The organism is Sediminibacterium sp. (assembly GCF_051860225.1).
GTDB lineage: Bacteria > Bacteroidota > Bacteroidia > Chitinophagales > Chitinophagaceae > Sediminibacterium.
Genome location: NZ_JBHYEI010000001.1, coordinates 1,226,847 through 1,253,423 on the forward strand (window position 1 = coordinate 1,226,847; position 26,577 = coordinate 1,253,423).

Annotated in this window: 22 protein-coding genes; 9 read left to right on the forward strand and 13 right to left on the reverse strand. The window is 35.0% G+C overall.

Annotated features, from left to right (window positions below):
* The first annotated feature begins 5 nt into the window (after positions 1 to 5).
* The 4 genes from ACTIEI_RS05300 to ACTIEI_RS05315 are packed head-to-tail and all read left to right on the forward strand — an operon-like array spanning position 6 to position 5,323.
* Positions 6 to 782, forward strand: coding sequence for a penicillin-binding transpeptidase domain-containing protein (locus ACTIEI_RS05300; protein WP_439505242.1), 777 nt, complete (start codon positions 6 to 8; stop codon positions 780 to 782).
* Positions 783 to 790: 8 nt separating this feature from the next.
* The gene (ispG, locus tag ACTIEI_RS05305; protein WP_439505243.1) at positions 791 to 2,818 is read left to right on the forward strand and encodes a (E)-4-hydroxy-3-methylbut-2-enyl-diphosphate synthase; all 2,028 of its coding nucleotides are present in this window, start codon (positions 791 to 793) and stop codon (positions 2,816 to 2,818) included.
* 8 nt (positions 2,819 to 2,826) lie between these two features.
* Positions 2,827 to 4,425 (forward strand): L-aspartate oxidase, encoded by a 1,599-nt coding sequence (gene nadB / locus ACTIEI_RS05310; protein WP_439505244.1) that lies wholly within the window; start codon positions 2,827 to 2,829, stop codon positions 4,423 to 4,425.
* Positions 4,426 to 4,438: 13 nt separating this feature from the next.
* Entirely contained in the window at positions 4,439 to 5,323 is an 885-nt protein-coding gene (locus ACTIEI_RS05315) for a lysophospholipid acyltransferase family protein (RefSeq protein WP_439505245.1), read from the forward strand.
* A 2-nt stretch (positions 5,324 to 5,325) separates the two neighbouring features.
* On the opposite strand, the gene ACTIEI_RS05320 is transcribed toward ACTIEI_RS05315, so the two are convergent.
* The 4 genes from ACTIEI_RS05320 to ACTIEI_RS05335 all read right to left on the reverse strand — a co-directional run bounded on the left by ACTIEI_RS05320 (position 5,326) and on the right by ACTIEI_RS05335 (position 8,490).
* Complete coding sequence (locus tag ACTIEI_RS05320) at positions 5,326 to 6,738, reverse strand: MBL fold metallo-hydrolase (RefSeq protein WP_439505246.1); 1,413 nt, start codon at positions 6,736 to 6,738, stop codon at positions 5,326 to 5,328.
* A gap of 24 nt (positions 6,739 to 6,762) precedes the next feature.
* Entirely contained in the window at positions 6,763 to 7,098 is a 336-nt protein-coding gene (locus ACTIEI_RS05325; protein WP_439505247.1) for an ArsR/SmtB family transcription factor, read from the reverse strand.
* Positions 7,099 to 7,194: 96 nt separating this feature from the next.
* Complete coding sequence (tsaB, locus tag ACTIEI_RS05330; RefSeq protein WP_439505248.1) at positions 7,195 to 7,881, reverse strand: tRNA (adenosine(37)-N6)-threonylcarbamoyltransferase complex dimerization subunit type 1 TsaB; 687 nt, start codon at positions 7,879 to 7,881, stop codon at positions 7,195 to 7,197.
* A gap of 3 nt (positions 7,882 to 7,884) precedes the next feature.
* Positions 7,885 to 8,490: a 3-hydroxyacyl-CoA dehydrogenase family protein gene (locus ACTIEI_RS05335; protein ID WP_439505249.1), complete on the reverse strand. Its 606-nt coding sequence runs from the start codon at positions 8,488 to 8,490 to the stop codon at positions 7,885 to 7,887.
* Between the two features lie 75 nt (positions 8,491 to 8,565).
* Here ACTIEI_RS05335 and ACTIEI_RS05340 point away from each other — a divergent pair, with 75 nt between their 5' ends.
* On the forward strand, positions 8,566 to 8,952 hold the full coding sequence (locus ACTIEI_RS05340) for a RidA family protein (RefSeq protein WP_439505250.1): 387 nt from the start codon (positions 8,566 to 8,568) through the stop codon (positions 8,950 to 8,952).
* On the opposite strand, the gene ACTIEI_RS05345 is transcribed toward ACTIEI_RS05340, so the two are convergent.
* Positions 8,947 to 9,882: an aldose 1-epimerase gene (locus ACTIEI_RS05345; protein ID WP_439505251.1), complete on the reverse strand. Its 936-nt coding sequence runs from the start codon at positions 9,880 to 9,882 to the stop codon at positions 8,947 to 8,949. The genes ACTIEI_RS05340 and ACTIEI_RS05345 overlap by 6 nt on opposite strands.
* A 118-nt stretch (positions 9,883 to 10,000) precedes the next feature.
* Between ACTIEI_RS05345 and ACTIEI_RS05350 the strand changes: the two genes are divergently transcribed.
* The 4 genes from ACTIEI_RS05350 to ACTIEI_RS05365 all read left to right on the forward strand — a co-directional run bounded on the left by ACTIEI_RS05350 (position 10,001) and on the right by ACTIEI_RS05365 (position 17,116).
* On the forward strand, positions 10,001 to 13,366 hold the full coding sequence (locus ACTIEI_RS05350; protein WP_439505252.1) for a methylmalonyl-CoA mutase family protein: 3,366 nt from the start codon (positions 10,001 to 10,003) through the stop codon (positions 13,364 to 13,366).
* Positions 13,367 to 13,374: 8 nt separating this feature from the next.
* A complete protein-coding gene (locus ACTIEI_RS05355; RefSeq protein WP_439505253.1) occupies positions 13,375 to 13,959 on the forward strand; it encodes a hypothetical protein in 585 nt (194 codons plus the stop codon).
* Between the two features lie 82 nt (positions 13,960 to 14,041).
* A complete protein-coding gene (locus tag ACTIEI_RS05360; protein WP_439505254.1) occupies positions 14,042 to 16,471 on the forward strand; it encodes a bifunctional YncE family protein/alkaline phosphatase family protein in 2,430 nt (809 codons plus the stop codon).
* A 15-nt stretch (positions 16,472 to 16,486) separates the two neighbouring features.
* On the forward strand, positions 16,487 to 17,116 hold the full coding sequence (locus tag ACTIEI_RS05365) for a flavin reductase family protein (RefSeq protein WP_439505255.1): 630 nt from the start codon (positions 16,487 to 16,489) through the stop codon (positions 17,114 to 17,116).
* On the opposite strand, the gene ACTIEI_RS05370 is transcribed toward ACTIEI_RS05365, so the two are convergent.
* The 8 genes from ACTIEI_RS05370 to ACTIEI_RS05405 form a co-directional block, all read right to left on the reverse strand.
* Positions 17,091 to 17,615: a GNAT family N-acetyltransferase gene (locus tag ACTIEI_RS05370; protein ID WP_439505256.1), complete on the reverse strand. Its 525-nt coding sequence runs from the start codon at positions 17,613 to 17,615 to the stop codon at positions 17,091 to 17,093. The genes ACTIEI_RS05365 and ACTIEI_RS05370 overlap by 26 nt on opposite strands.
* Positions 17,615 to 19,882: a type IX secretion system anionic LPS delivery protein PorZ gene (gene porZ / locus ACTIEI_RS05375; protein ID WP_439505257.1), complete on the reverse strand. Its 2,268-nt coding sequence runs from the start codon at positions 19,880 to 19,882 to the stop codon at positions 17,615 to 17,617. Before porZ ends, ACTIEI_RS05370 begins: the two co-directional genes overlap by 1 nt.
* A gap of 21 nt (positions 19,883 to 19,903) precedes the next feature.
* On the reverse strand, positions 19,904 to 20,563 hold the full coding sequence (locus ACTIEI_RS05380; protein ID WP_439505258.1) for a response regulator: 660 nt from the start codon (positions 20,561 to 20,563) through the stop codon (positions 19,904 to 19,906).
* The gene (locus ACTIEI_RS05385) at positions 20,538 to 21,212 is read right to left on the reverse strand and encodes a sensor histidine kinase (RefSeq protein ID WP_439505259.1); all 675 of its coding nucleotides are present in this window, start codon (positions 21,210 to 21,212) and stop codon (positions 20,538 to 20,540) included. The genes ACTIEI_RS05380 and ACTIEI_RS05385 overlap by 26 nt, the downstream gene beginning before the upstream one ends.
* Positions 21,213 to 22,020: 808 nt before the next feature.
* Positions 22,021 to 22,524, reverse strand: coding sequence for a hypothetical protein (locus tag ACTIEI_RS05390; protein WP_439505260.1), 504 nt, complete (start codon positions 22,522 to 22,524; stop codon positions 22,021 to 22,023).
* 477 nt (positions 22,525 to 23,001) lie between these two features.
* Positions 23,002 to 24,180, reverse strand: coding sequence for an FtsX-like permease family protein (locus tag ACTIEI_RS05395; RefSeq protein ID WP_439505261.1), 1,179 nt, complete (start codon positions 24,178 to 24,180; stop codon positions 23,002 to 23,004).
* A 3-nt stretch (positions 24,181 to 24,183) separates the two neighbouring features.
* A complete protein-coding gene (locus ACTIEI_RS05400; RefSeq protein ID WP_439505262.1) occupies positions 24,184 to 24,831 on the reverse strand; it encodes an ATP-binding cassette domain-containing protein in 648 nt (215 codons plus the stop codon).
* On the reverse strand, positions 24,831 to 26,555 hold the full coding sequence (locus ACTIEI_RS05405; RefSeq protein WP_439505263.1) for a DUF4836 family protein: 1,725 nt from the start codon (positions 26,553 to 26,555) through the stop codon (positions 24,831 to 24,833). Before ACTIEI_RS05405 ends, ACTIEI_RS05400 begins: the two co-directional genes overlap by 1 nt.
* Positions 26,556 to 26,577 lie beyond the last annotated feature (22 nt).

Below are 26,577 nucleotides of genomic sequence, written 5' to 3' on the forward strand. Positions count from 1 at the left end.
AAAATATGAGAAAATTATTATTGGTATTTAGTGTTGGATTGTTTTTTGCAGCTTGTTCTCCCAATAATGTTAAAGAGAATAAAGCTTTAGGAAAATACTTTGATTCTGCAGGCGTAAAAGGAACTTTCGCTTTATTTGATAATGGTGCTGGCGATTTCACTATTTATAATTTAAATAGATATAAAGATTCCGCTTACTCTCCAGCTTCTACATTTAAAGTGGTTCACTCATTAATTGCATTAGAGACAGGAGTAGTATCAGATGAAAAAATGGCTATTCAATTGGATTCGGCTGTAACCATGGAGAACGCTTTTAAAAATTCTATTGTTCCCTATTACCAAGAAGTGGCAAGAAGAATTGGAAAAGACACTATGCAATTATGGTTAGATAGTTTACAATATGGGAATCACACCATTGGTAAATCTATTGACAGCTTTTGGCTAAATAATACCATCAAGTTAACGCCCGATGAACAATTGGGTATTATGAAACGCTTGTTTTTTAATCAACTGCCTTTTCAAAAGAGAACGCATGAGATTGTAAAGCGTATGATGTTGAGAGAATCAAATGCCAATTATCAGTTGAGCTATAAAACTGGGTTAACTTATAAAGAGAACGGTGATCTATTGGGATGGGTTGTTGGTTGGATCGAAGAAAACAAACATCCTTATTTTTTTGTATTGAATGTTGAAGGTCCTTCCAATATTCCAATGGAAGAGACTAGAATTAGTTTGCTTAAAAAGATATTAAGCAACCAAGGATTTTTTGAAGGAAAAAGATAATTCCAATTATGCAACTATACTGTAATTCTTTAACGCAACTAAGTAGACTAAAAACGCGTGAAGTAAAAATTGGCGATTTGCTTTTAGGCAATGGTCATCCAATAAGGGTACAAACCATGACTACAACCGATACCATGGATACCATGGCAACTGTTGAACAAACCATTCGCTGTATTGAAGCAGGTGCTGAATTGGTAAGAATTACAGCCCCTTCAAAAAAGGAAGCTGAGAACCTCCAGCATATTAAAGACGAGTTGCGTAAACGCGGCTACACTACTCCACTTGTGGCTGATATCCATTTTACTCCCAATGCTGCTGAAATTGCCGCTAGAATAGTAGAAAAAGTTAGGGTAAATCCAGGCAACTACGTCGATAAAAAAAAGTTTGAACAAATTGACTATACAGACGCTGAATACTTAGAAGAAATTGAACGTATTCGGGAACGATTTACACCTCTTGTTTTAATTTGTAAAGAGCATGGAACAGCCATGCGTATTGGAACCAATCATGGATCTTTAAGTGATCGCATCATGAGTAGGTATGGCGATACGCCCATCGGTATGGTGGAGAGTGCTATGGAGTTTTTGCGTATTGCTCGTTCAGAAGACTATCACAATATTATTTTGAGTATGAAGGCCAGCAATCCTCAAGTGATGGTGCAGGCTTATCGCTTATTGGTTCAGCAAATGGAAGCGGAGTTTGGGGAATGTTATCCTTTGCATTTAGGCGTAACTGAAGCGGGTGATGGTGAAGATGGAAGGGTTAAAAGTGCAGCAGGTATAGGTACTTTACTAGAAGATGGGATAGGAGATACGGTTCGGGTAAGTTTAACCGAAGACCCTGAATTAGAAATTCCTGTATGTAAAGACTTGGTTAAGCGATACAGTATTGAGTATCGTGCAGGTGTTACGCATGGGCTTGTTCCAGACATTTCCAAAGTGCCTTATGATCCGTTTCATTATAGCAGAAGAAAAACATTTGCGGTAAGCAATATTGGCGGAACCCAAGTGCCTGTAGTGATTGCAGACTTTAGTAAGGTTACAAAAATTACTCCTTCACACTTAGAAGCGATTGGATACAAGTACGATGAGCCAACAGATAAATGGGCAATCGGAGATGCTGCTGCAGACTATATTTTCACCGGTAACCAGTTGCTCGATTTTCCCTTACCTGGGACATTAAAAGTAATCGTGTATCCTGCTACGTATGAAGAATGTGTAGACAAATACAGCTATTTCCCCATATTTGATCGGTCGGGTTATGCGCAAGCAAATTGTAAAAGCGATGCCATTAATTTTGTTATGGTCGATTGCTTCAATGATGCAACAGCTGTGAATGACTACACTTTTTTGGAAGAGTTTGCAAATGATACTACTGTAGTACTTTGTTTAAGCAGCACCAATGCAAATGCAATGCAGTCTATCAGAAGAATGATGATGGAATTAATGAATTTGCAAGTTCAGAATCCTGTAGTAATTATAACAGATAGTAATTGGCAAACAGCAGATGAACATTTAATTCACTACGCTACTGAATGTGGTTCATTGCTATTAGATGGAATGGGTGATGGTATTTGTTTGGGAATGACTGCCGCTAGTTATCAGGCTCAAAGCGAAGGCGAAATGGAAACCAGTGGTAGGAATTATTTGAACAACACTTCTGTTGAGCAATTCATCAACTCTTCCGCATTCAGTATCTTACAAGCAACCCGTACAAGAATTTCTAAAACTGAATATATCAGCTGTCCTAGCTGTGGTAGAACATTGTTTGATTTACAAGAAACCACCGCTAAAATTAGAAATGTAACCAATCATTTAAAAGGGGTAAAAATTGCCATCATGGGATGCATTGTAAATGGTCCTGGTGAAATGGCGGATGCTGATTTTGGTTATGTTGGAAGCGGAGTGGGTAAAATTACCTTGTATAAGGGTAAAGATATCATGAAACGAAATATTGATAGCGAGATTGCAGTATCCGAATTAATTAATCTATTGAAAGAACATGGTGCTTGGGTAGAGCCGAATAGTTCATTATAATTTGTTGTATGCATCAAACCGACTTTTTAGTAATTGGTTCAGGTATTGCTGGATTGACCTATGCATTAAAAGTGGCAAAGGAATTTCCTGATAAAAAAATCATCCTAATTACTAAAACACAGGCTGATGAAACCAATACTAAGTATGCACAAGGGGGTATTGCTGGTGTTTGGGATGAGAGCAGAGACAGTTTTAGCAAACATATTGAAGACACCCTGATTGCAGGCGATGGCCTTTGCAATGAATCCATTGTTGAAATTGTAGTGACCGAAGGACCGGAAAGAATTAGGGAAATAATTGAATATGGGGCTTCGTTTGATAAAGACGAGTCGGGTATTTATAGTTTAGGAAAAGAGGGTGGTCATAGTGAGAATAGAATTTTACATCATAAAGATGTAACTGGTATGGAAATGGAGAGAGCGCTATTGTCTCAGTTAGCCGCTTTACCCAATATCCATTTATTAAACCATTGCTTTGTGGTTGATTTATTGACCCAACATCATTTGGGCTATTTAGTGACCAAGTCTACTCTCGATATTACTTGTTACGGTGTGTATGTTTTGAATTTGCAATCTAACCAAATAGAAAAAATTGTTGCGAAGATTGTATTGTTGGCTTCTGGTGGATGCGGACAAGCATATAGAACAACAACTAATCCAACCATTGCAACTGGAGATGGTATTGCCATGGTGTATAGAGCGAAGGGCAAAATTGAAAACATGGAGTTCATTCAATTTCACCCAACCGCATTGTATGAACCAGGTGTTTCCCCTTCCTTTTTAATTACAGAAGCTGTTAGAGGCGATGGGGGAATCTTACGAAATAAAGCAGGGGATGCTTTTATGGAGCGTTATGATCAGAGAAAAGATTTGGCACCCCGTGATATAGTAGCACGCGCTATAGATAATGAGATGAAGCGAACGGGTACGGAGCATGTTTATTTGGATTGTAGGCATATGGATAAAGAAAAATTCATTCATCATTTCCCTAATATTTATCAAAAATGTTTATCTATTGGGATTGATGTGATGAAACAGATGATACCCGTTGCTCCTGCTGCTCACTATAGTTGTGGAGGTATAAAAACAGACGAATGGGGTAGAACTTCCATCCGAAATTTATACGCTTGCGGTGAATGTGCAAGTACAGGATTACATGGAGCAAACCGATTAGCCAGCAATAGTTTATTAGAGGCGATGGTATTTGCGCACAGGTGCTTTATAGACACTTGCAAAAATATATCACAGTTAAATTTTGTTGAAAATTTACCGGATTGGAATGCATTAGGAACTGCTGAGCCAAGGGAGATGATTTTGATTACGCAAAGCTTAAAGGAGTTGCAACAAATCATGAGTGATTATGTAGGTATTGTAAGAACCGATGTGAGATTAAGTAGGGCCATGAAAAGATTAGATTTATTGTTTGAAGAAACAGAACAATTGTATCGTTCAACTAAAGTGTCGCCTCAGCTTTGCGAGTTGCGTAATTTAATTACAGTGGGGTACCTTATTGTAAAAAGTGCGCAGTTTAGAAAAGAAAGCAGAGGGCTTCATTATAATACAGATCACCAAGAAAAGAGTCCTATTTTACAGAATATAATTCTTTAAAGCCACCAAGGCCATGTACAATATTATTTATCCATTGTTTTATTTATTATCACTATTGCCTTGGCGAGTCATGTATTTTATTGCAGATGGCTTGTATGTTTTGGTATTTTATATGTTTGGCTATAGAAAAAAAGTGGTGCTAAATAATTTGCTGATTGCGTTTCCTGATAAGACTGAAAAGGAACGGCTCAGAATTGCTAAAGATTTTTATCACAATTTTATTGATACCATTGTTGAGACCATCAAGATGATTTCGATTAGTACCAAGGAAGCCGATAAGCGCTTAGTTGGAAACATAGAAGTGTTAAATGAATTATATCATTCAGGTAAAAATGTTCAATTATTAGCAGGTCATTTTTTTAATTGGGAATTTTTAAATCACTGGATTCCAAGACATAGCTTGTATCCTTTTGTTGGGGTTTATCAACCTTTGTCTAATAAAGTAATGGATAAAATCATTTATGATATGCGTGCTAAAAATGGCACTATACTTATACCGACCAATCATTTCAAAAACCAATTCAGGAGTTATGTGAAAGACCGGTATGCTTTAGGGCTTGCAGCCGATCAAAATCCACCTAGTGACCTGAAAGCCCATTGGGTACCGTTTTTCAACCGATTGACTCCTTTTATTTTAGGTCCTGAAAAAGGTGCAAAATTGAATGATACCCATGTGGTATTCTGCCATTTTTATAAAGTGCAAAGAGGCTATTATGAAATCAAATTTGAGTTAATTACTTCTGATCCTCATTCATATAAAGATGGAGAACTAACCAAAATATATGCCGCCAAAGTAGAACAAGCGGTTAAATTAAAACCAGCTAATTATCTTTGGAGTCATCGCAGATGGAAGTGGAGTTTTGATCCAACCAAACATGCTTCGCTTGAAATAAAATAAGCTTAGTTTAAAACAGCAGCTTCTTTTTCAAATTCAAATTTATCTGGGAAGCCTTTGATAGCTTCAATACCTCCTACCACATTTCGGATATTGTGTATACCCTGTCTTTTAATCATTGATGCCGCAATTACACTTCTATAGCCACTTGCACAATGGATATAAATATTATGGTGGTCATCTAAATTAGCCATGCTTCCTGGGTCGGTTAATTGATCTAAGGGGATATTAATAGCTTCTTTTACGTGCTCGTTGGCATATTCGGTTTCTCTTCTAACATCTACAATTACTAAATTCTCATCAAATGGAAGATCCATTGCTAACTCATCTGCTTCAACATCAATAATTAAATCTATTGTTTCGCCTGCATTTTGCCAGGCTTCAAATCCACCTGATAAATATCCTACAACATTGTCTAGACCAACTCGGCTCAATCTAATGACAGACTCTTTTTCAGATCCAACTTCTGTAACCAAAACGATAGGCTGTGTAAATGGAAGCAAACTGCCTGCCCATTCTGCAAATCGACCGTTCAGTCCTATATTAATCGAGCCAGGAACAAATCCCTGCATAAATCGATCTGGATGTCTTGAATCTAAAATGATGGGATTGTCTGCCAACTTTTCTTTGAAATCCTTGATTGATAAAGCTTGCATTGCTTTTTCTAAAATGCTGTCTAAACTACTATATCCCTCTTTGTTGATACTGGCATTAATAGGGAAGTATGCTGGCGGCGTATTTAATCCCTCCGTAACCGCTTTTATAAATGTTTCTTTTGATTCAGCTTGTAATGCATAATTGCTAGACTTTTGTACTCCAATAGTACTAAAGGTTTCCGCCCCTAAACTTTTTCCGCAGCTGCTTCCAGCCCCATGCGCTGGATATACCACAACATCATCTTCTAAAGGCATGATTTTTTGTTGCAAACTTTCGTAGAGCATGCCTGCCAAATCGTTCATAGTTAACTCATTACTTTTCTGCGATAAATCTGGTCTGCCCACATCGCCCACAAACAAAGTATCACCAGTGAAAATGGCTTTATTATTTCCCTCTTCATCTTTCAATAAGTAGCAACTACTTTCTAAAGTATGACCAGGCGTATGTAATACTTGAATGCTTATATTTCCAAGACTAAAAGTTTCTCCATCTTTAGCAATATAAACAGGGTATTTTGTAATTGTATTAGGACCATAAACTATGGTAGCTCCAGTAGCAGCTGCTAAATCTAAATGCCCACTCACAAAATCTGCATGAAAATGAGTTTCAAAAATATACTGAATACGAGCATTCCGCTCACTGGCTAATACCAAATAAGATTCAATATCCCTAAGCGGATCAATTACTGCAGCAATACCATTACTTTCGATATAGTACGCAGCTTCGCTGATACATCCAGTGTATAATTGTTTTATAAACATGCAATGAATTTGCGGCAAAGGTAATTAATCTACCAATGCTTTCACAAATCCAACTACATCGTTTAAGCGGGTGTAATTAACGGAGTAATAAATGAATTTCCCTTCTCGGGTAGTGCTCACAATACCGGCTCGTCGTAAAATGGCCAGGTGCTGGGAAGCTACGGATTGTTCTAAACGAAGTTTTACATAAAGCTCTGTAACAGTCATCTTCTCGTGGTCATCTAAAAGTTTGATGATTTGCTGTCGAAGCTTGTGGTTAATGGAGCGAAGGATCAAAGATGCCTTCTTGGCCTGAAGGAAATCTACCTTCACAGGCTCTGCGCCATTGTTTAATAGGATTGATTGAATTGTTGCGTTCATGTCTAGTAATATTGGGGGTATTATGACTCACACAAAGTTAGCTTTTTTACAATGTATACACTACAGTTATTCACATTAGTTTTTCTCCAACAACTTTTATGACCTTAACGGCTGATAAAACTCTTTAATATAAAGTGGTTCTGCATAGGCTAAATCAGCAAATTTTTTTGCTAAAAACTCGCTTTCTGAAATCGTAACCATTTGATTTACATTATGTTGCGAATTATCTATACTATAGTTAGTTGGTAGGGTAAATTGTTCAAGTTTTTTGGAGCCGTCTCCACAAAAAATTACTTTAGAATGACAAAGTAGCCCCTCAAAAAAGACAGAATCAAGCACTATTGCATGCGCATTTTTTAATGTTAATAGCTCTTGGTTGTAAATCCCACCAAAAACTTCCATCCTTCTGGCATCAATCATGGCATAAATAACCGTGTCTTTATCTATTGCTGTTATATGTGAATTTTCGATAGCTGCTTTGGCAATAACTGCCAAGGTATTAACAATAATTAGGGGTTTATTTAATGCATAACAAATACCTTTTGCTGAAGCTAATCCTACGCGAATCCCTGTATAACTTCCTGGTCCACCGGTTACCGCAACAGCGTCTATTTCATTTAGTGAAATGCCTGTTTCTTCAATAAGCTCTTGTATAGCTGGCTGTAAAAAAGCAGCATGGTCTTTCTGCTGATGATGAGACCTAGAAGCTAAAATGCTTTTATCCCTGCTAAGGCAAACACCCGCATAGCTTGTAGCAGTATCTATATTTAAAAGTAAAGCCATGTGTTAAATAATTTGAAATGCAGGTGCTAAACTGTAACGTTCATTGGTTTTTGCCAAGCTTTGCAAGAGGGTTGAAACCTTCTGAAAGCCAATTAATTCGCACCATTCAAAAGGTCCGTAAGGATAATTGGTCCCCAATTTCATGGCGGTATTAATTTCTTCTTTTGAACTGATATTTTCTGCTAATGCAAAATAGGCTTCATTAATAATCATTGACACTACTCTAGGTGAAATCATGCCTATTTCGTCTGGAGATACAACCGTCTCAATGCCCGCTTTTGTTAAGTGCTCAATAATTTTATTGATTGCGTATGCATTGCCTGCAATTTCCAATTTTGGTTGGTCAAAAAATCCACGCCAACCATTATATCGTGCAAAATTTTCAGGCATTGTTATAGTTGGAGTAATTACAGCGTTTACTAATACCATTGCGGATGTTACGGATAAGAATGCAGGTCCTTCTTCTTCAAAGCATGTATCAATGAATAGATCTCCTTCAGGTAATGAAGCAGTTGTAGAATGGTATTGAATGAAGTCATGTTCACCAACTTTAAACTTACTAGTCCAGGTTGAAAAAATTTCATCCGTTGCTTTGATAATTATTTGCATATAAGGGCTTAGGTTGCAAATTTAGGTTGGTAGGTTGATTAAAATGCAGCAATTTGCTTTCATAAAAAATGAACTATGTCTAAACAAGTGATAAAAACAACTAATGCACCAGCGCCAATTGGCCCATATAATCAAGCAATAAAGGCAAATGGCTTTGTTTTTTTGAGTGGTCAAGTTGCTTTTGATCCAGTAACTGGTATCTTGGTTCAAGACAGTATTGCTGCAGAAACACACCAAGTGATGAAAAATATTGAAGCTGTTTTAAAAGAATCAAAATTGTCATTTGATCATATAGTCAAAACAACTATTTTCTTAAGTGATATGGCATTATTCGCCGAGGTAAATGAAGTGTACGGTACTTATTTTAATGGGGATTATCCTGCACGAGAAACCGTTGCTGTAAAGGGTTTACCTAGAGGAGTGAATGTTGAAATTTCTATGACTGCTGTAGTTGATTTATAAGGTTGTAATCTGATAACTTGTTTTAAATTGGTATTCTTTATTAGGGGATAACATTAGTAAACCTATACCGTTATTGAAATTGTCTGGTGCACCACTTAAATTTTCTATGGCAATACTGTTTCTGTGGTCAGGTGTGTACACTTGTAAAATTGGATAATTTTCGTCTGGTATAACTTTTAATTGAAATTGGTCATTACTAAGCAAGCATTTGCCATTGGCGGCTAATTCGAAGGAGTTGTCTAGAAAAATTTCATTCAACGGATATTTTTCAATAAATCGATTGTCTTTTATTTTTTTTCCTGTTGGGATCAAATCTGCATCAAATTCTAACATGGTATCTGAATCAAATTGCAGTGAATATTGGTCTATAGGTCCGCCCAAATTAAAGTATGGATGCCATCCGTCTGCGTAAGGGATAGCATCCTTATTTTGATGACTTATACTTGTAGTAATGGCTAAAGTGTTGTTAAGGCTTAACTCCCAGCGTAAGCTGATATCAAACGTAAAAGGATAGCCAGCATCATTTTTAGCATAATGATAAATTAATAGGATGCTTGCAGCAGTATCTGATTCATTGGTGCTTTCTAACTCGTAAACAGCGTCATAAATTAGACCATGCAAAGCATGTTCGCCTAAATAATTTTTTTGAATCGTATAGTTCTCTCCGTTTAATTGGTAGGTTCCCTTGTGAAGTCGGCAAACAAATGGACTTATTTTAGCACTTTTAAACGCAGTGGTAATACTTTCTTGGGCTTCCATCACCGAGCTAAATCCATCAATGCAATTAAATGTGTTTCCGTTTAATGGGATATGAAAGGCGTTCAAGATTCCCCCAAATGCAAATATTTCTGCAATACAACCAGTAATTGTATCAATTAAGCGAATAACTGGATAGGCTTGTTCTTGGTTGATTTCTACTTTAAATCGCATAAAAATCCTTTAAATGTCAAGATAATGCAAAAGACCCTTTTTTTGACCAAATAAAAAACTAACGGTTGTTCACCCCTTGGATTTATGCAGTATTTTTGCGCAGCTTAAAAATCAGGATATGGCGTTTTCATTAAAGAATAAAGTAAGAATAGTAACAGCAGCAAGTTTGTTTGATGGGCATGATGCGGCAATCAATATTATGCGCAGAATCCTACAGTCTAAAGGTGCAGAAATTATTCATTTAGGACATAATAGAAGTGTGGCTGAAATTGTAGAATGTGCAATTGAAGAGGATGTTCAAGGGATTGCGATTACCAGCTATCAGGGTGGACATGTAGAGTTTTTTAAATACATGAAAGATTTGCTCGATCAAAATGGCTGTGGCCATATAAAAATATTTGGGGGTGGAGGAGGAACTATATTACCTGAAGAAATTAACCAATTGCACCAACATGGTATTACTCGGATATATAGCCCTGATGATGGTCGTACAATGGGATTGGAAGGAATGATTGAAGATGTGCTAAAGCATTGTGATTTTGAATTGAATTCAAATGCCAATACAGAAAAACCATTGAATTTAGGGGAGGTTAAAGAAATTAGAACAGTAGCAAGAAAAATAACATTGGCAGAAAATGGCTTATCAAATGATCATTCAGAAGTTACTGTATTAGATACTGAAGCAATACCTGTTTTAGGAATTACAGGTACAGGCGGTGCGGGTAAAAGTTCGGTTACTGATGAAATTGTAAGAAGATATTTGAATACCTACACCGATAAAACGATAGCTGTTATATCAGTAGATCCTTCAAAGAAAAAAACTGGTGGAGCGCTGTTAGGAGATAGAATTAGAATGAATGCAATTGCACACAATAGAGCCTATATGCGTAGTTTGGCTACTAGGGACGACAATACTGCATTGAGTGTGCACGTGCAAGAAGCCATCAATATTTGTAAAGTGGCTGGCTTTGATATGATTATTTTAGAATCTGCAGGGGTGGGCCAAAGTGATGCCTCTATCTTAGATTTTTGTGATGTTAGTTTATATGTAATGACGCCTGAGTATGGCGCTGCATCTCAATTAGAAAAAATCAATATGCTTGATTTTGCAGATATTATTTGCATTAACAAGTTTGATAAAGCAGGGGCTTTAGATGCATTACACGATGTTCGTAAACAGTATAAACGCAACCACGAATTATGGGCAGAAGTAGATGAAAATTTACCTGTAGTTGGAACCATCGCTGCACAATTCAATGATGTTGGTATTAATCAATTGTTTGGTAAAATCATGAATACCATTCAAGAAAAAACAGGCGTTTATTTTTCATCTGTTAATGCAATTCAAGCAGGATTAAATGAAACAACTACAAGGGCACAAATTATTCCGCCAAAAAGAGCACGTTATTTAGCAGAAATTGCAGATGCAAATAGAAGCTATAATGAGTGGACTAATGAACAATGTTTAATTGCATCTAAATGGTATCAATTGAATGGAGCAATTGAATCTTTGCCTATTGATAGCTTGGCCAAGAACGAACTGGAAAATATTGCTGCTGAATTTGAATCAACTCTTCATCCAGATTGTAAAAAAATGATTCAGCAGTGGCCAGCATTAGTAAAAAAATATCAAGCAGATTTCTTTGAATATACTGTAAGAAATAAAACAATCAGACAACCACTTACAACTCAGTCTTTGAGTGGAACACGCATTTCAAAAGTTATCTTACCAAGGTATAAAGATTGGGGTGATATCTTAAGATGGCAATTACAAGAGAATATTCCTGGTGAGTTTCCTTATACTGCGGGGGTATTTGAATTAAAAAGACAGGGTGAAGACCCAACAAGAATGTTTGCCGGCGAAGGTGGTCCTGAAAGAACTAATAAGCGTTTTCACTATGTTTCATTAGGTCAGCCTGCAATTAGATTATCTACTGCATTTGATAGTGTAACCCTTTATGGAGAAGATCCAGATCCACGACCAGATATTTATGGTAAAGTAGGTAATAGTGGGGTAAGTATTGCTACTGTTGATGATGCTAAAAAGTTATATAGTGGATTTGATTTGTGCGATCCTAAAACTTCTGTTAGTATGACTATTAATGGCCCTGCTCCGATTATTTTAGCATTTTTCATGAACGCAGCCATTGATCAATTATGTGAGAAATGGATTAGTGCCAATAATAAATGGGAAGAAGTAAATGCATTAATTGAACAGAAGTTTCAGAAAAAACCAAGGCCAGTATATTATAATCCCTCTTCTCCTGAAAGATTACCTGAAGGAAACAATGGATTAGGTATTGGGTTATTAGGAGTAAGTGGAGATGAGGTTTTACCTGCAGCTATTTATGCTCAATTAAAAGCAGAAGCCCTTTCTCAAGTTAGAGGAACTGTACAGGCAGATATTTTAAAAGAAGATCAGGCTCAAAACACTTGTATTTTCTCTACAGAATTTGCGCTTAAATTAATGGGAGATGTTCAGTCTTATTTTATAGACCAAAAAGTACGTAATTTTTATAGTGTAAGTATTAGTGGATACCATATTGCCGAGGCAGGTGCCAACCCAATTACTCAGCTGGCATTTACTCTTGCCAATGGCTTTACATTTGTAGAATATTATTTGAGTAGAGGAATGCATATTGATGATTTTGCTCCAAACTTGTCGTTCTTTTTTAGCAATGGGATGGATCCTGAATACAGTGTAATTGGTAGAGTCGCTAGAAAAATTTGGGCGAAAGCCATGAAGCAGAAGTACAAAGGAAACGATCGATCTCAAAAATTGAAATACCATATCCAAACCAGCGGTAGAAGTTTACATGCTCAAGAGATTGACTTTAATGATATTAGAACCACTTTGCAAGCTTTATACGCTATTTACGACAATTGTAATAGCCTTCATACCAATGCCTATGATGAAGCCATCACAACTCCTACAGAAGAGAGTGTACGAAGGGCAATGGCTATTCAATTAATCATTAACAGAGAATTAGGCACAGCTAATACAGAAAATTTCATTCAAGGAAGCTTTGCCATTGAAGAATTGACCGATTTAGTAGAAGAAGCGGTTTTGTCGGAATTTGAAAGAATTTCTGAACGCGGTGGTGTATTAGGTGCTATGGAAAGAATGTATCAGCGAAATAAAATTCAAGAAGAAAGCTTGTATTATGAAACCAAAAAACATACAGGTGAATTGCCGTTAATTGGGGTTAATACCTTTTTGAATAAAAAGGGAAGTCCAACTGTGTTGCCTGGTGAAGTTATCCGAAGTACTACTGAAGAAAAAGAACAACAAATTCAAAACTTAAACGCTTTTAAGCTAAGGAATATAGATAAAAGCAAACAAGCACTGGAAAAACTACAGTTGGCTGCCATCAATAATGAGAATTTATTTGCTGAGCTAATGGAAACAGTTAAGTATTGTTCTTTAGGGCAAATCACCAATGCATTGTATGCAGTAGGTGGTCAATACAGAAGAAATATGTAAATTCAATTATGAAAAAGCACTTATTCCTTTTCACTTGTCTTGGGGTCTTCTTTAGTATTTTATCAAATGCCCAAGCAAGAAAGATAGATACCATCATGAAATTAGGAAATGTAGGATTCAAGTTGGTATGTAATAACAAAAATGACGATAAGAATTATGTAACTGTTAGCCCGATTGGGTTCAGTGGCGGCGCTAGAGATGTTAGCTTTGAAGTAAAAGGTCGTATTCGCAAAGCTGAAGTAGACGACTTGAACAATGATTTATATCCAGATATGGTTATCTATGTTTACTTAAATGGAACAGATGACAAAGGTACCGTAGTGGGTGTATCATCAGTAAAAAATGAAAGTTTTGCTGGCATTGTTTTTCCTGATATTGTAGATGATCCTAAATTAAGAACAGGTTATAAAGGGTTTGATACGTTTATGTTAATGGAGGGAACACTAATGAGAAGGTTCCCTGTTTTCACAACTGATTCTGTTGGTGCCCAAAGAACAGGGATGTTTCGACAAATTCAATATAGGGTATTCCCTGGTGAAAGGGGATTACTTACGTTTAAGCCAGTTCGCAGTTATGAGTTTGCAAAGCAGTAATTCACTTATTTAGATTAATTTATCGTAAACAGCCATATACTGTTTAACAGAATGCTATCTTTAGTTTCCTTAATTAAACATTATGTACAGGAAACTTACCTTAGCGGCCCTTCTATTTGTTTCTGCGTTTTCATATGCACAAACGGTTCAGCAATTACTTGCCAAAAAGGTTACTTTACCTAATGGGTGGGCACTCACTCCTGTCGGTAGAAGTTTTCCATTAGGAGACTTGCCGTTAAATATGATTGTTAGTAAATCGAAACAGTTTATGGCGGTTACCAATAATGGTCAGGGTACTCAAAGTATTCAATTGATAAATCCCATCACTGAAAAAATTTTGGATACCAAAATAATTGAGCGTAGTTGGTATGGGCTTGCCTTTAGTGCAGATGAAAAAAAATTATTTGTTTCGGGTGGTCATAATAATCGAATTGAAATTTTTTCTATCGAGAATAACAAACTTATTCTTTCTGACTCCATTATTTTAGGAAAAAAATGGCCTAATAAAGTTAGTCCAGCAGGGATTGCCATAGATGATAACAAACAGTTGTTATATACTGTAACTAGAGAAGATAATCAGCTTTATGTCATTGATCTTAAAACTAAACAAATTGCTCATAAACAAGCATTGGATGGAGAAGCTTATGCTTGTGTGCTTTCGCCTGATCAGCAATTTTTGTATATCAGTTGTTGGGGATGTGATAAGGTTTATCAATTCAGTACTTCACAAAGAAAAATGCTTGCAACAATACCAGTGGGAGACAATCCCAACGAAATAGTTTTAAATAAGAAAGGAACTGTTTTATATGTTGCTAATGCAAATGATAATTCAGTTTCTGTTATAAATACAAAAGAACAAAAAGTTGTAGAAGTTTTAAACGTGGCCTTATATCCAGACGCCCCTAATGGTTCAACAACCAATGGCCTGGCATTAACTGCTGATGAGAAAACCTTGTATATTGCTAACGCAGATAATAATTGCCTAGCTGTATTTGATGTTTCAAAACCAATTCAAAGTAAAAGTAAAGGATTCATTCCTGTTGGTTGGTATCCAACTAATGTGAAAGTGGTAAATAATAAAATATTCGTTTCTAATGGGAAAGGATTTTCTTCTAAAGCGAATGTTTATGGGCCAAACCCATTTGCAAATAAGCAAATGGTATTACACCATGAGGGCGACCCCAATAAGCCAAAGGGGGTTGAATACATTGCTGGATTATTTATGGGAACCATGAGTGTGATTAATATTCCTACTCCTAAACAAATGAGTGTGTATTCCCAAGTTGTTTATCAGAACACACCATACAATAAAGCAAAAGAAAAAATTGTACAAGGTGAAATAGGAAATCCAATACCTAGAAGAGTAGGCGATAAGAGCCCAATTAAGTATGTGTTTTATGTTATTAAAGAAAATAGAACCTATGATCAAGTGTTAGGAGATATGAAAGAAGGAAATGGTGATCCACGCCTAACTTTATTTGGAGAAAATATTACTCCCAATCAACACGCATTAGCTCGAAACTTTGTTTTGCTTGATAACTTTTATGTAGACGGAGAAGTTAGTATGGATGGCCATAACTGGACTATGGGTGCTTATGCAACTGATTTCTTAGAAAAGAGTTGGGTGAGTAGTTATGGTGGAAGGGGAGGTAGTTATGATGGAGAAGGTAACAGAAAAGTTGCTAATAACAAAGGTGGATTTTTCTGGGATCATGCCAAAAAAGCTGGTGTGAGTTTTCGTAGTTACGGTGAGTTTGTAGACAATTACAAAGCCAATATACCAGTACTTGAAGATAATTTTTGCAAATACTTTACTGGGTATAATAATTCTGTAATGGACACCACCCGTTTTTATCAATGGAAAAGAGATTTTGATTCATTGATTGCAATTAACAAAGTTCCTCAGTTTAATTCTATTCGTTTCTCTAACGATCACACCGAAGGGTTAAGGTTGGGAAGGCCAACGCCTTATGCGCATGTGGCCGATAATGATTTTGCTGTTGGATTGTTTGTAGAGTATTTAAGCAAGAGCCCTATTTGGAAGGAGACTGCCATATTTATTGTTGAAGATGATGCACAAAATGGAGCTGATCATGTAGATGCTCATAGAAGTATTGCGTTTGTTGCTGGAGGTTTTGTTAAACGGGGCTATGTTGATCATACCATGTATTCTACTTCTTCTGCACTCAGAACAATGGAATTAATTTTAGGAATTCCGCCTATGAGCCAATACGATGCAGCTGCAACCCCTATGTGGCGCTGTTTTACATCAAAGCCAGATCTAAGTCATTTTACTGCGTTGATGCCGAGTATTAATTTGAAAGAAAAAAATACAGCCAAGAATGAATGGCAGCGAAGATCTGAGCAGTTTAATTTAGCTAAAGAAGATGCAGTTCCCGATTTAGAATTTAATAAAGTATTGTGGCATGGTTTAAAAGGAGATCATATACCATTCCCTGGCCCCAAAAGAGCTGCTTTTTATAAACCCATTGAAAAAGCAGATAAAGACTAGACAACAATTTGGTCTTTGAGTCCTTATATATTTATGCAGAGATACAGTATTGAAGAAATCAAATCTTGGGAAAGATTTTATAGGGCAAATTTCGTGAATTGTCTTACAGGGTTCAAGCCAGTAAGTTTAATCGGCTCAATCAGTAATAACGGTATTCCCAATTTATCAGTGATAAGCAATATTGTACATTTAGGAGCTGATCCAGCTCTTATTGGTTATATTAATAGACCTATTGCAGCAGCTCCTGATACTATAACGAATATTGAACAAACAAAGAGTTATACAGTTAATCATATTAATGCCTCGTTTTTATCTCAAGCCCATCAATGCAGTGCAAAATATGCTGCAGATATTGATGAATTTAATGCAACAGGGTTAACCCCAATCTATGAAAAAAATATAGTTGCTCCGTTTGTGAAAGAATCAGCCTTTCGTTTTCAAATGGAATTAGTAGAGATTGTTCCTATTCAGTACAATGATACCTTTTTAGTAATTGGTCAATTGAAGGCGGTGTTTTTAGATGAATCAATTATTGCTAAGGATGGATTTTTAGACTTAGCTGCAGCAGGATCAATTATTTCAGTCGGTCTTGATGGATATGCTAAGGCTGAAATGATTACTAGATTGCCTTATGCAAAGCCATAGTGAAAAGAGAAAAACTACAGGTGTCTTGAGGCAATTGGATTGATTTCTCGAGTTTCATTCCAAGTTTCTCAAGTACTTTAATCGAAGCTGTATTTTCTGGTTTGGTAATGCCAGCTAAAGTTGGAAGTTGCAGCGCTTCTTTAGCAAATTGAATAACTAGTCTACTGGCTTCAGTAGCAAAGCCACGCCCTTCCATTTCAGGCAAGAAGGCAAATCCTAAATCTGGTGTAATTAATCCATCTCTTTTTACTATTCCACAAATTCCAATTGGTTTTTTGTCCAATTTGGATTGAACTAGGAATAATCCAAAACCAAACTTATGATAGCTAGGGATTATTTTATTCAATATGTAATTGCTTGCTTCAGTTTTATTTTTAACCTGTCGGTCACCTATATTTTTTATCCAGTTAGGACTATTCATTAGTTGTAACATAAATCCTGCATCTATTATAGTTAAGGGCCTAATGGATAGTCTTTCTGATTGTAAGTTTAGTTGCATTATCTTCCGCTTGTTATTACAATTTTAGTTACCATATTCTCATTCCCTTTTTCGTCTCTAGCAAAAACAAGATAAACTCCTGAAGCTATTTTATTTCCTAAATAATCTCTTCCATTCCAAACTACTTGTCCACCAAGACTTCTGGATTGGAACAGCATTCTTCCATTTAATTCGGTGATCTTAATAAGGGTGTTCTCTGTTAATCCCCGAATTGAAATTTGACCATTGAACTGTGGCGGCACAGGATTAGGGAAAACTAAAATACTATTGAGATTTTCTTTTGGCTCAGTTGCAACACCTCTATAACTACACAAGCCATTAAATGTGGCAAAATAGACTTCTCCAGTAATTGGATCGATACCAATTTTCTTAATATCGTTGCTTAATAGAGGGCTGTTATTTATTGTAAAATGATGGAGAATTTTTTTAGCATCTGCACTTAAAAGCCAAACTCCATTTTGTGTGCCAATCCACTTTTGATTAGCTCCATCTACTGCCATACATTGTATTTGTTCTCCTTTAAATAGCAAACCTGCAAATTGATCTTGTTGAATAATTGGAAGCGTTGCATCGCAATTGCTAAATGGATTATTTGCACAATTGATAATACCTATCCCATCATCCGTTCCTACCCAAATATTATTGTCTTTGTCCTTTAAGATGCTTAAAATGTTGTTGGAAGGAAGGTTCCCATTTCCAGCCCCTTGTTTAAATAATTTCCATTGGTCATCTACAGTGGATTCAATGCTATTGCCATGTTTATAAACGATTAAGCCATTACCTTTTGGACTTTGAATCCATAGTTGCTGATAATCATCAGCTATGATTTGTGCAACTGCATTTTCTGTTAAGTTATATGGGATTGTAAATCCATACCATTTATTGTCTTTTGTTTTTAGCTTTAATGCTTGAGGAGCACCATAATTACTAATCCATAAGTTGTTATTTTGATCTAGTGCTAAGCCACTCACCCTGATATTTCCTAGGTCACCAATTGCTGCCTGTAAACTGCTGTTATTTTGTTTGAAAATTTGTATTTGATTGTCGTTTTTTTTGATCAAACCACCACCGTAACTTCCTCCCCAAATTGATCCATCTATTGGATCGATTGACAAGCTGATTATATCGAATACAGAATCTAATATTGGTGTATTGAATGCTCCAATATTAGACCAGATGCCTTCTTTGAAAACTAAAAGGCCATCTCTATTATATAAATAGTTCCATGCGTTATTAACAGCGCCTGCTCCTTGATAGACTGCTCCTTTATAGAAAGCAAATTCTCCACTCGAAACTCCTATTGGCCCATTAGGTATAAACCTTTCGACAGAGCTCCCAAATGAAGAAAGTCCACCAAATAAATCCGAAACCCAAATTGTTGAATTATCTATTAGGGCTGCCGTTGGGAATGATATAATTCCAGGAGCGGAAATTGTTTTTTCAATGGTTCCATTTGTATTTAATATTATTACTTTAGAATCTCCTGCTTGGTTTCTCAAGCATATGGTTATTTTGTTATTGCTAATTCCAGTATGGTTTACCCTAAAGCTTGGTTCTTGAAATAATAATTTCCATTGATTATTAACTTGTAAAAAGAGGCTATCATTTTTTGTGATAAGGAGTTGATTATTGATAATGCTGATAGTGTTTATTTTTCCACTAGAAGGGGCTGCAACGGATTCCCAGTTTCTATAATTGGCGGGGTCAACACCGAGTTTGCGAATCCTTTTAATGCCTTCATCTGTTGCGGCATAATAATATAGGTTGTCTTCTGAAAAGGCATTTACTCCAATTTGATTACCTCCGTTTCCAATAATCCAAGTATCTCTTATCTCATATTTTGAGAGATTCACTAAAATGATACCTAATCCAGTACATAAAAATGCAGTGCCACCTGAACTGTAAATTGATTGAATTGTTTTATTTCCGCTAATTGTGCTCTTTTGTATATCACTAATATTCCTAGTAATTCCCCCTTTTAAAATATCTATATTGCTATTCTTATAGGCAATAATTAATTGGTCTGTTTGGCTATCCCATCCAATTTGTTGAACCCCAACGTCGCTTAACCCATTTACTTTATGATATCTGTTTATTTCTAGTGTATTATCAATTGAAAATAATGCTGCTGTTGTTGCAGCATAAATTTTATCTCCTTTAATAACCTGAAGGGTGTTTTGGTAACTAAGGTGTTCTCTCCACTGTCCATTTAACGCAAGTCCCAATAATATAAATGCAATGAATGATATATAAAATTGCTTCCGCATCATTAAATATAACCAAACTATTTATTCATAGATGTTCACAATCCCTTGTTTTATTGCAAATACCACCAAGCCTACTCTTGTTTTGATTTCTAACTTTTTAAATAAATTATCTCTATAGTTATCAATTGTTCTGACACTCACACACATTTCATCTGCAATTTCCTTGTAGGATTTATCTGCACAAAGCAATTGAAGAAAATGTGCTTCTGGTTCTGATATATTCAAAAGCAATGCTGTTTGTTTACCTTCATCTTCTTCATTTGAAACGTAGTTGATTAATTTGTCTCTTACTAGTTCATTAACATAAAATTCATTTTTTTGAATAGATTCAATAGCTTCTCTAAAAACATGTGGTTTACTATCTTTAATAATGTATCCTTTTACTCCGTTTCTTAGCATTCGAATAATGGCCATGTCATTTGAAAGCATGCTTAAAACCAATACTTTTATACTAGGCACTTCTTTTCTAATCCATGCAGCTGTTTCATAGCCATCCATAATCGGCATTGTAATATCTAATATAACAATATCTGGGGGGCTATTTTTATCTAATTTATTGATAAACTCTTGTCCGTTGCCAGCTTCTAATACTACTTCAAAATCACCAAGCGAATTGATTATACCTGCAAGTCCAGATCTTAGCAATTCATGATCATCAACTAAAGCTACCGTTGTTTTCATTTTGTTTTGATTTTATCAGTATGGTAATGGTAGTTCCAGCGCCAATTTTACTATCAATATTGACAGATGCATTGATGAGTTTTGCCCGGGAAGTAATATTTTCTAGCCCTACACCTGAACGTCCTTCTTTTACTTTGGAAATATCAAATCCAACTCCATTGTCTTTGACCTCTATTGTCAAAAATTGATTTTGTTTTCCAATATTAATTTCAATTTTATTACTAGATGCATGCTTTAAGATATTATTGATTACTTCTTGAATCATTCTGTATAAAATGACGTCAACGCTTTTGTCTAAATAATCTAAGTTCACTTCTTCATCAATATTCAATTTGGTTGAATATTTACCAGTTTTTTGAATATTATATAGTAGATTTTCTAAAGAATCTAAGAAGCCAATTTGGTTGAAATTATGGTTAATCATGCTATGACTTATATTCCTTAAGTCATTCCATACTTTTTTTAAAAGGGTATAAATCTCTTCTTTTTCTTTTTCATTTATAACGTCTTTCAAACTAGCTATTCTCAACATGGACAAGTAAACAATTTGGGCTGTATCATCGTGTAATTCTGATCCGATATAATTGAGTGTTTGTGTTTGTATTTCTAATTGCGATTTGATTATGGTTTGTTCAAATCTATTTTTCATTTCCTCTTTTTCTTTTTGGTTCTGTCGTTGTTTGCGTAGAAATAAGTAGAGCAATACCAATAAAAATACTGCCAGTAGGATAAAAAATACAGAGGATATTATTATCGTGACAAGTATGTCTTCTTGTTTTTCCGGCATAGTATGAATGCGTAAATAAATGCTGAATAAAGAACTACATTAAGGCTTTGGTTTATGATTCCATATATCCTTTTGCCTTCTTGTTGAAGATCATAACTTCTTAAATATTCAAACAATGCATTAATGATGACTGATCCCATATAAAATAGAAGCAACCCTGTACAGACCCAAAAAAATGGTTGCTTTGCCAATGGAAAGTCTAAGTGTTCAGGTAAAACTGATTCATAAAAAAAGAGGCAGCAAAATAGCACAATAAAAAAAGAACCCAATAGAAATGTATACGTATGGAAACTATTATAGCCTTGTAAAAACTGTAAATTAAGAAAGACCATTACAGCGTAAAAAGGGATAAAGCCAATGGTGAGCTTTTTAAATAATGTTGTCTTTAGATGTTTGGAAAATAAAAATGAATAAAAAATAAATTCTAATGTGGTGAAAACATTATAAAGTAAATAATTTTTTACGCCAATTCTTGTAAGCCAGAAACCTGTTAACTCTACTGTTAGTGTGATTAATAAAAAAGGTAGAAAATATTTTAAAAGAGTGTCTTTTAAATATTTAAACAAATATATACAAACTAAAAAACTGCTGGCTTGCACCAGCAGATAAATGTATGTCAACATCCTTATTGGGATTTGAATGAGCAGCTAACTTATGGAAAAATCAATAATTAAGGCCAAATATTTCCATGATTCAAGTAGTTTGAACCGTCTATGCTTGTTCCATCCCCAACGCTTTGACTTCTAATATTGCCGCTATTGGTAATTCTATTGTTTCCTAAAAAGAAAACAGAAACCCTTCCATTGTATTCAGGTTTTGGTGCTGTTACCTCATCATACTGACCAAAATAAACATACAGTTTATCAGACTTATATTTATTCTTTAATTCCTTGATGTATTTTTCCATATCATCAACATCAAAAACTACATATTCAGTATAATTTGAGCCTTTATAGTTTTTCTTGTAAGTTTCTTGCATTCTCGTTGCTGCGCTTTCTGAAATAAGTCCTTTTATTGCACTTGTACTTCTGGCGGAACCAACAATTTTCATTTCTGCATCTTTACTGCTTGACTGTAACATACTAGATTCAGTTTCTGCTTTCTGGCAAGCAGTCAAGCTAAGTAATACAACAACTCCCAAGCCTAAAAAGCGTTTCGAGATAAGATTTTTCATAATAATCGATTTAAAAGTGGATTGTGAGTGTAAGTTATATCAACTTTTAATAAAATGCATGACTAGAAATTAATAATAAATAAAATATTATATATAAAACGTTTAAAATCAATTATATAAATTTACCACTACAAAAAATAGGGTTAAATCACGCTAACTAAAAATACAATCACCACATGTTTTTATTCTCTTCGAGCCAATCTTCTCACAAGAAAATTGCTCAAGATGACAATCAACACTTGCTGGAGAAATTACTTGTTTCAAGTTTTGATATAAATTTAATTAATCCAGATGTTAAAACTTAATGGTTCTTAGTGGGAAGGAAGTTTAACAAGAAAGGGAACGCTAATCTATAGTATTTGTACTGAGTTTTTCTATTGAAACTTTAGACAGCGACAGAGCCTGAAATTAGCGAAGGTTTATGGATTATATAATCAAACCACTTACGTTTGAAATAGTTTAAGATATCTTGAATGATTAGGACTCCATATGTTTTTGAATCGCTTTATATGTTACTATCCATAATAACAAAGCGAGTAAAATTGCTATTACCAAAGTGTACCAAGAAATCATTGGGGAGATATATATCAGTTGCTGTTCAAGTAGTATTTTTAATCCTAATTGAAATACTACAACTAGTAAAGTAGCCAATAGGATACTCTTTATATTTCCTGGGTAAAACTGCTTGATTAAAAATTTAGACAATTGATTGGGTGTTGCACCTAGTGTAATTAACAATATAATTTCTGGTCTGCAGTTTGCAATGGTTAACTGAATAAAAAGAGTAAAGATAATTAATGCAAAAACCAGCATTATACCACCCGCTATTCCAGAAATTGAAACCACCGTATCAATAACTTTCCGATACTTGCTATACCTTAATTTTTCTGTATTGGTGCTTAAGTTATTCTTTTTTAAAAAAGTAGCAATTGCAGGATTAGAAGGATCGCTGGTTTTTAATACTAATCTAGAAACATTTTCGCCTGATTTTTTTTCTGCATAATTATTTCCCCATTCAATAAATTCAGTAGGAACTAACATGGATGAAATCCTATCGCTTAAGCCAACAATTTTTGCATTAAAACTGATTGGTCCATTTTTTCCGTATACAGTCAATTTAAAGACAATCATTTTTACAATTGCAGGTGTAAGTTGAGGGAGATTTTGAGATAATGAAAACTGAAAATTATAAATGTCCAAAAACATATTCGGTACAATCACAGGAACAAATGTTGCAGTTGGATTCCATGCAAACTCGGCATTTTTAATATCTATAAAACTGCTTGGGACACTTTCAAATGAAATATCTGTATAAAAAGGAAATTGGTTGCTAATGCTTTGTATGCTTGCCTTGAATCTACTCGGGTTTAAAAGGCCTACTGATTCAGTAAATGGTTGTTTAGCTATTTCTTTAATTAGGTTGGAATCTAATTCGCTATTGCCTAAATTATCATTGTCCAATACTTTATTAATTACTAAAAAGTCTGCAATACTATCTTTGTTATTTGGGCTTTCTAATAAAAAATGATAGTTTGATTGAATTTGAACTGCTATTAATAATAAGAATACTGCAACAGCTAAACCTATTCTTGCTGTGGCCATTCGAATGGTTCCCGATTGATTTTTAATTAGTTTCTTTAATAATGAATGTAACAAAGCTTATAAGTTTAAACTTACTTGATAGTCAAAATGATCATCCTTATCTAAGTCTGTAATAATTATTCCAGCATTCCGTCTTTTACATTCTGTACTGATTAGTTCAGCTGCAATTTTTTTATTTGCATTGTCCAAATGACTGAAAGGCTCATCCATAATCAAAAAATCAAAGGGCTGCATGAGTGCTCTTAGAATACAAATTCGTTGTTGTTCACCGTAACTGCATTTTGTTGCTGGTTGGTTTAATATCGATTGAATGCCCAGCTGATTTGCCATTTCACTTAACTGCTCTTCTGTTATAATTGGATCATATAAAACTCTTTTTAGTTCAATATTTTCTCTTGCTGTTAAAGAAGAAAAAAGGCGTAAATCTTGAAAAACAATACTCCAGTGTTTTTGCCTTATTTGAGCTAATTCACTCGGTTTGAGTTGTAGTATATTTTTGCCATCATATGATATATCGCCAATATAATCCTTCCTTAATCCATAGAGGATATGAACTAAAGTAGTTTTCCCTGTCCCGCTAGGAGCAGTTATTTTTATAAACTGCCCCTTTTTCCATTGAATATATTTGCCCCAGACATCAGATAGTTCTACTGATGGTCTGTCGGCTATAGTTGATGGAATAACTTTATTTAATTCAAAAATCATTAGTTGGCTCTTATAACCGTAGGAATACCTGATGGAAATAATTTTTCTTCCATTTCTTTTTCTCTTCTAGCAACAGCTCTTGTGTCTACAGCTATATTAGTAAACAAACTCACCAGTGTAACCAAACTATTTTGTTTTTGGTCTTGCATATTAATTTCTAATATAGATGTTATGCTATTATTAGAAAAGTTTTCAGAGCTTCCCATGATGTCTTTAATGGTATTTCTAGCAGTATTTAATGAATTATAATAACCATCAGAAGAATCTTTGCCAAAACCATTTAAGGTATTTGCAATATCAATATATAATACAGTTGATTTGCCTTTAAAATAATTTAAGGCCTCATTATTGATTGTTGCTTTAGCATTATTTAGTTTATACTGGGAATAAGTGACTGAATCACTCGCAATGATTAATCCACTTTCATTGGCAACCATATATATACCCATTTGCCCAAACAAATCCCCTGATTTATAATCAGTTCCATTTTTTACAATAAAACCACGTTCAGCAATTTTGCCTAGTAGCTTTTTAAAATTTTCTGGCTTTCCTGCTGGGATATTAATAATTAATTTGCCTATAGGTTTTTTAACGACTAATGAAAGCTCATCTTTTCTTGTTTGAGGCTCGGTCATCCCAATTCCTAAATCGGAAACAACCACTGCAATATCGCCCTTAATGGCTCCATATAATTCAGCAGCAGAAACACCTGATTTGTTTAAAAATTCATTTACAAATCCTTCTACTTCCAACTCTTTTAATACACCTCCAAATATAGCTGGGTTAAAGGAAGCCATCACAATTGCATTGATATTTTGAGAGGGAAAAGTTTTGATTAAATCTGTATTCACAGTTGGTCCAGCATACTTTTTTAGAATGCTGCTTAGTAAAGGGTTCGTATGGGTAACAGATTTCGCAACAATTTTACCTTCTTCAAAAGCTAAAGTTGCAGCTGTATAATTATTACTTACCAGTTCCTCTAATTTCGGTAATTGCAAAGGCATGCCACTTAAAGCTGCTAATGTGCCACCAGAGCTTGCAAACAAATAGCCCTCTGCTTTAGTTTTAAACATTTTGCCGAACTCTTTTACAGAAGCCATTGAAGCGGATTCTTTTTGAGTAAATAGGCGGGTAAGTTCTTCTAAAATATCTTTTTTGGAGTCTTTCTTTTCCGGAATAACAAAGCGCATATTTACAGTATCATAATACGGAGTCACTTTGTTTTCATAAATCATCACCAAAGCATGCTCTTTGTTCCAAGCAAGAAAGTTATTATCACTTAAAGGGAGATATTGAAAATCTTTTTCTTTAGAAACTGGCTTTTTGTCTTGCCATTTTAATTTAGAAAGATATTGATTAAACACAACAGTGTCCGAAATACTAAACAGCAAATTCATGATATTAATATTGCCATTTCCTTTTTTGGGGTAGTTGAAAAAATGAAATTTTTCTTCCCAATTAATTCCGGAATTATTTCTAAAGTCTGCTACTTTTTGTTGATCTTCTAGATTGGTTGAATCTTTCTGAAAGCCCTTGGCTAAAATGCTATCAATACTTATTCCACCGTTTTGTAATTTTTCTTTTAATGCGTTGGGATCAAAACTTACCACAACCATAGCTTCCTTTGGAATCAACTTGGTTTCCTTTGGTGCATTATTAGAACAAGAAATCAGTAGTAAGCTGCTGATTCCAATCAATAAAAAAGAGTGAATACCGCTTTTCATAAATAAAAATTATACACTGAAG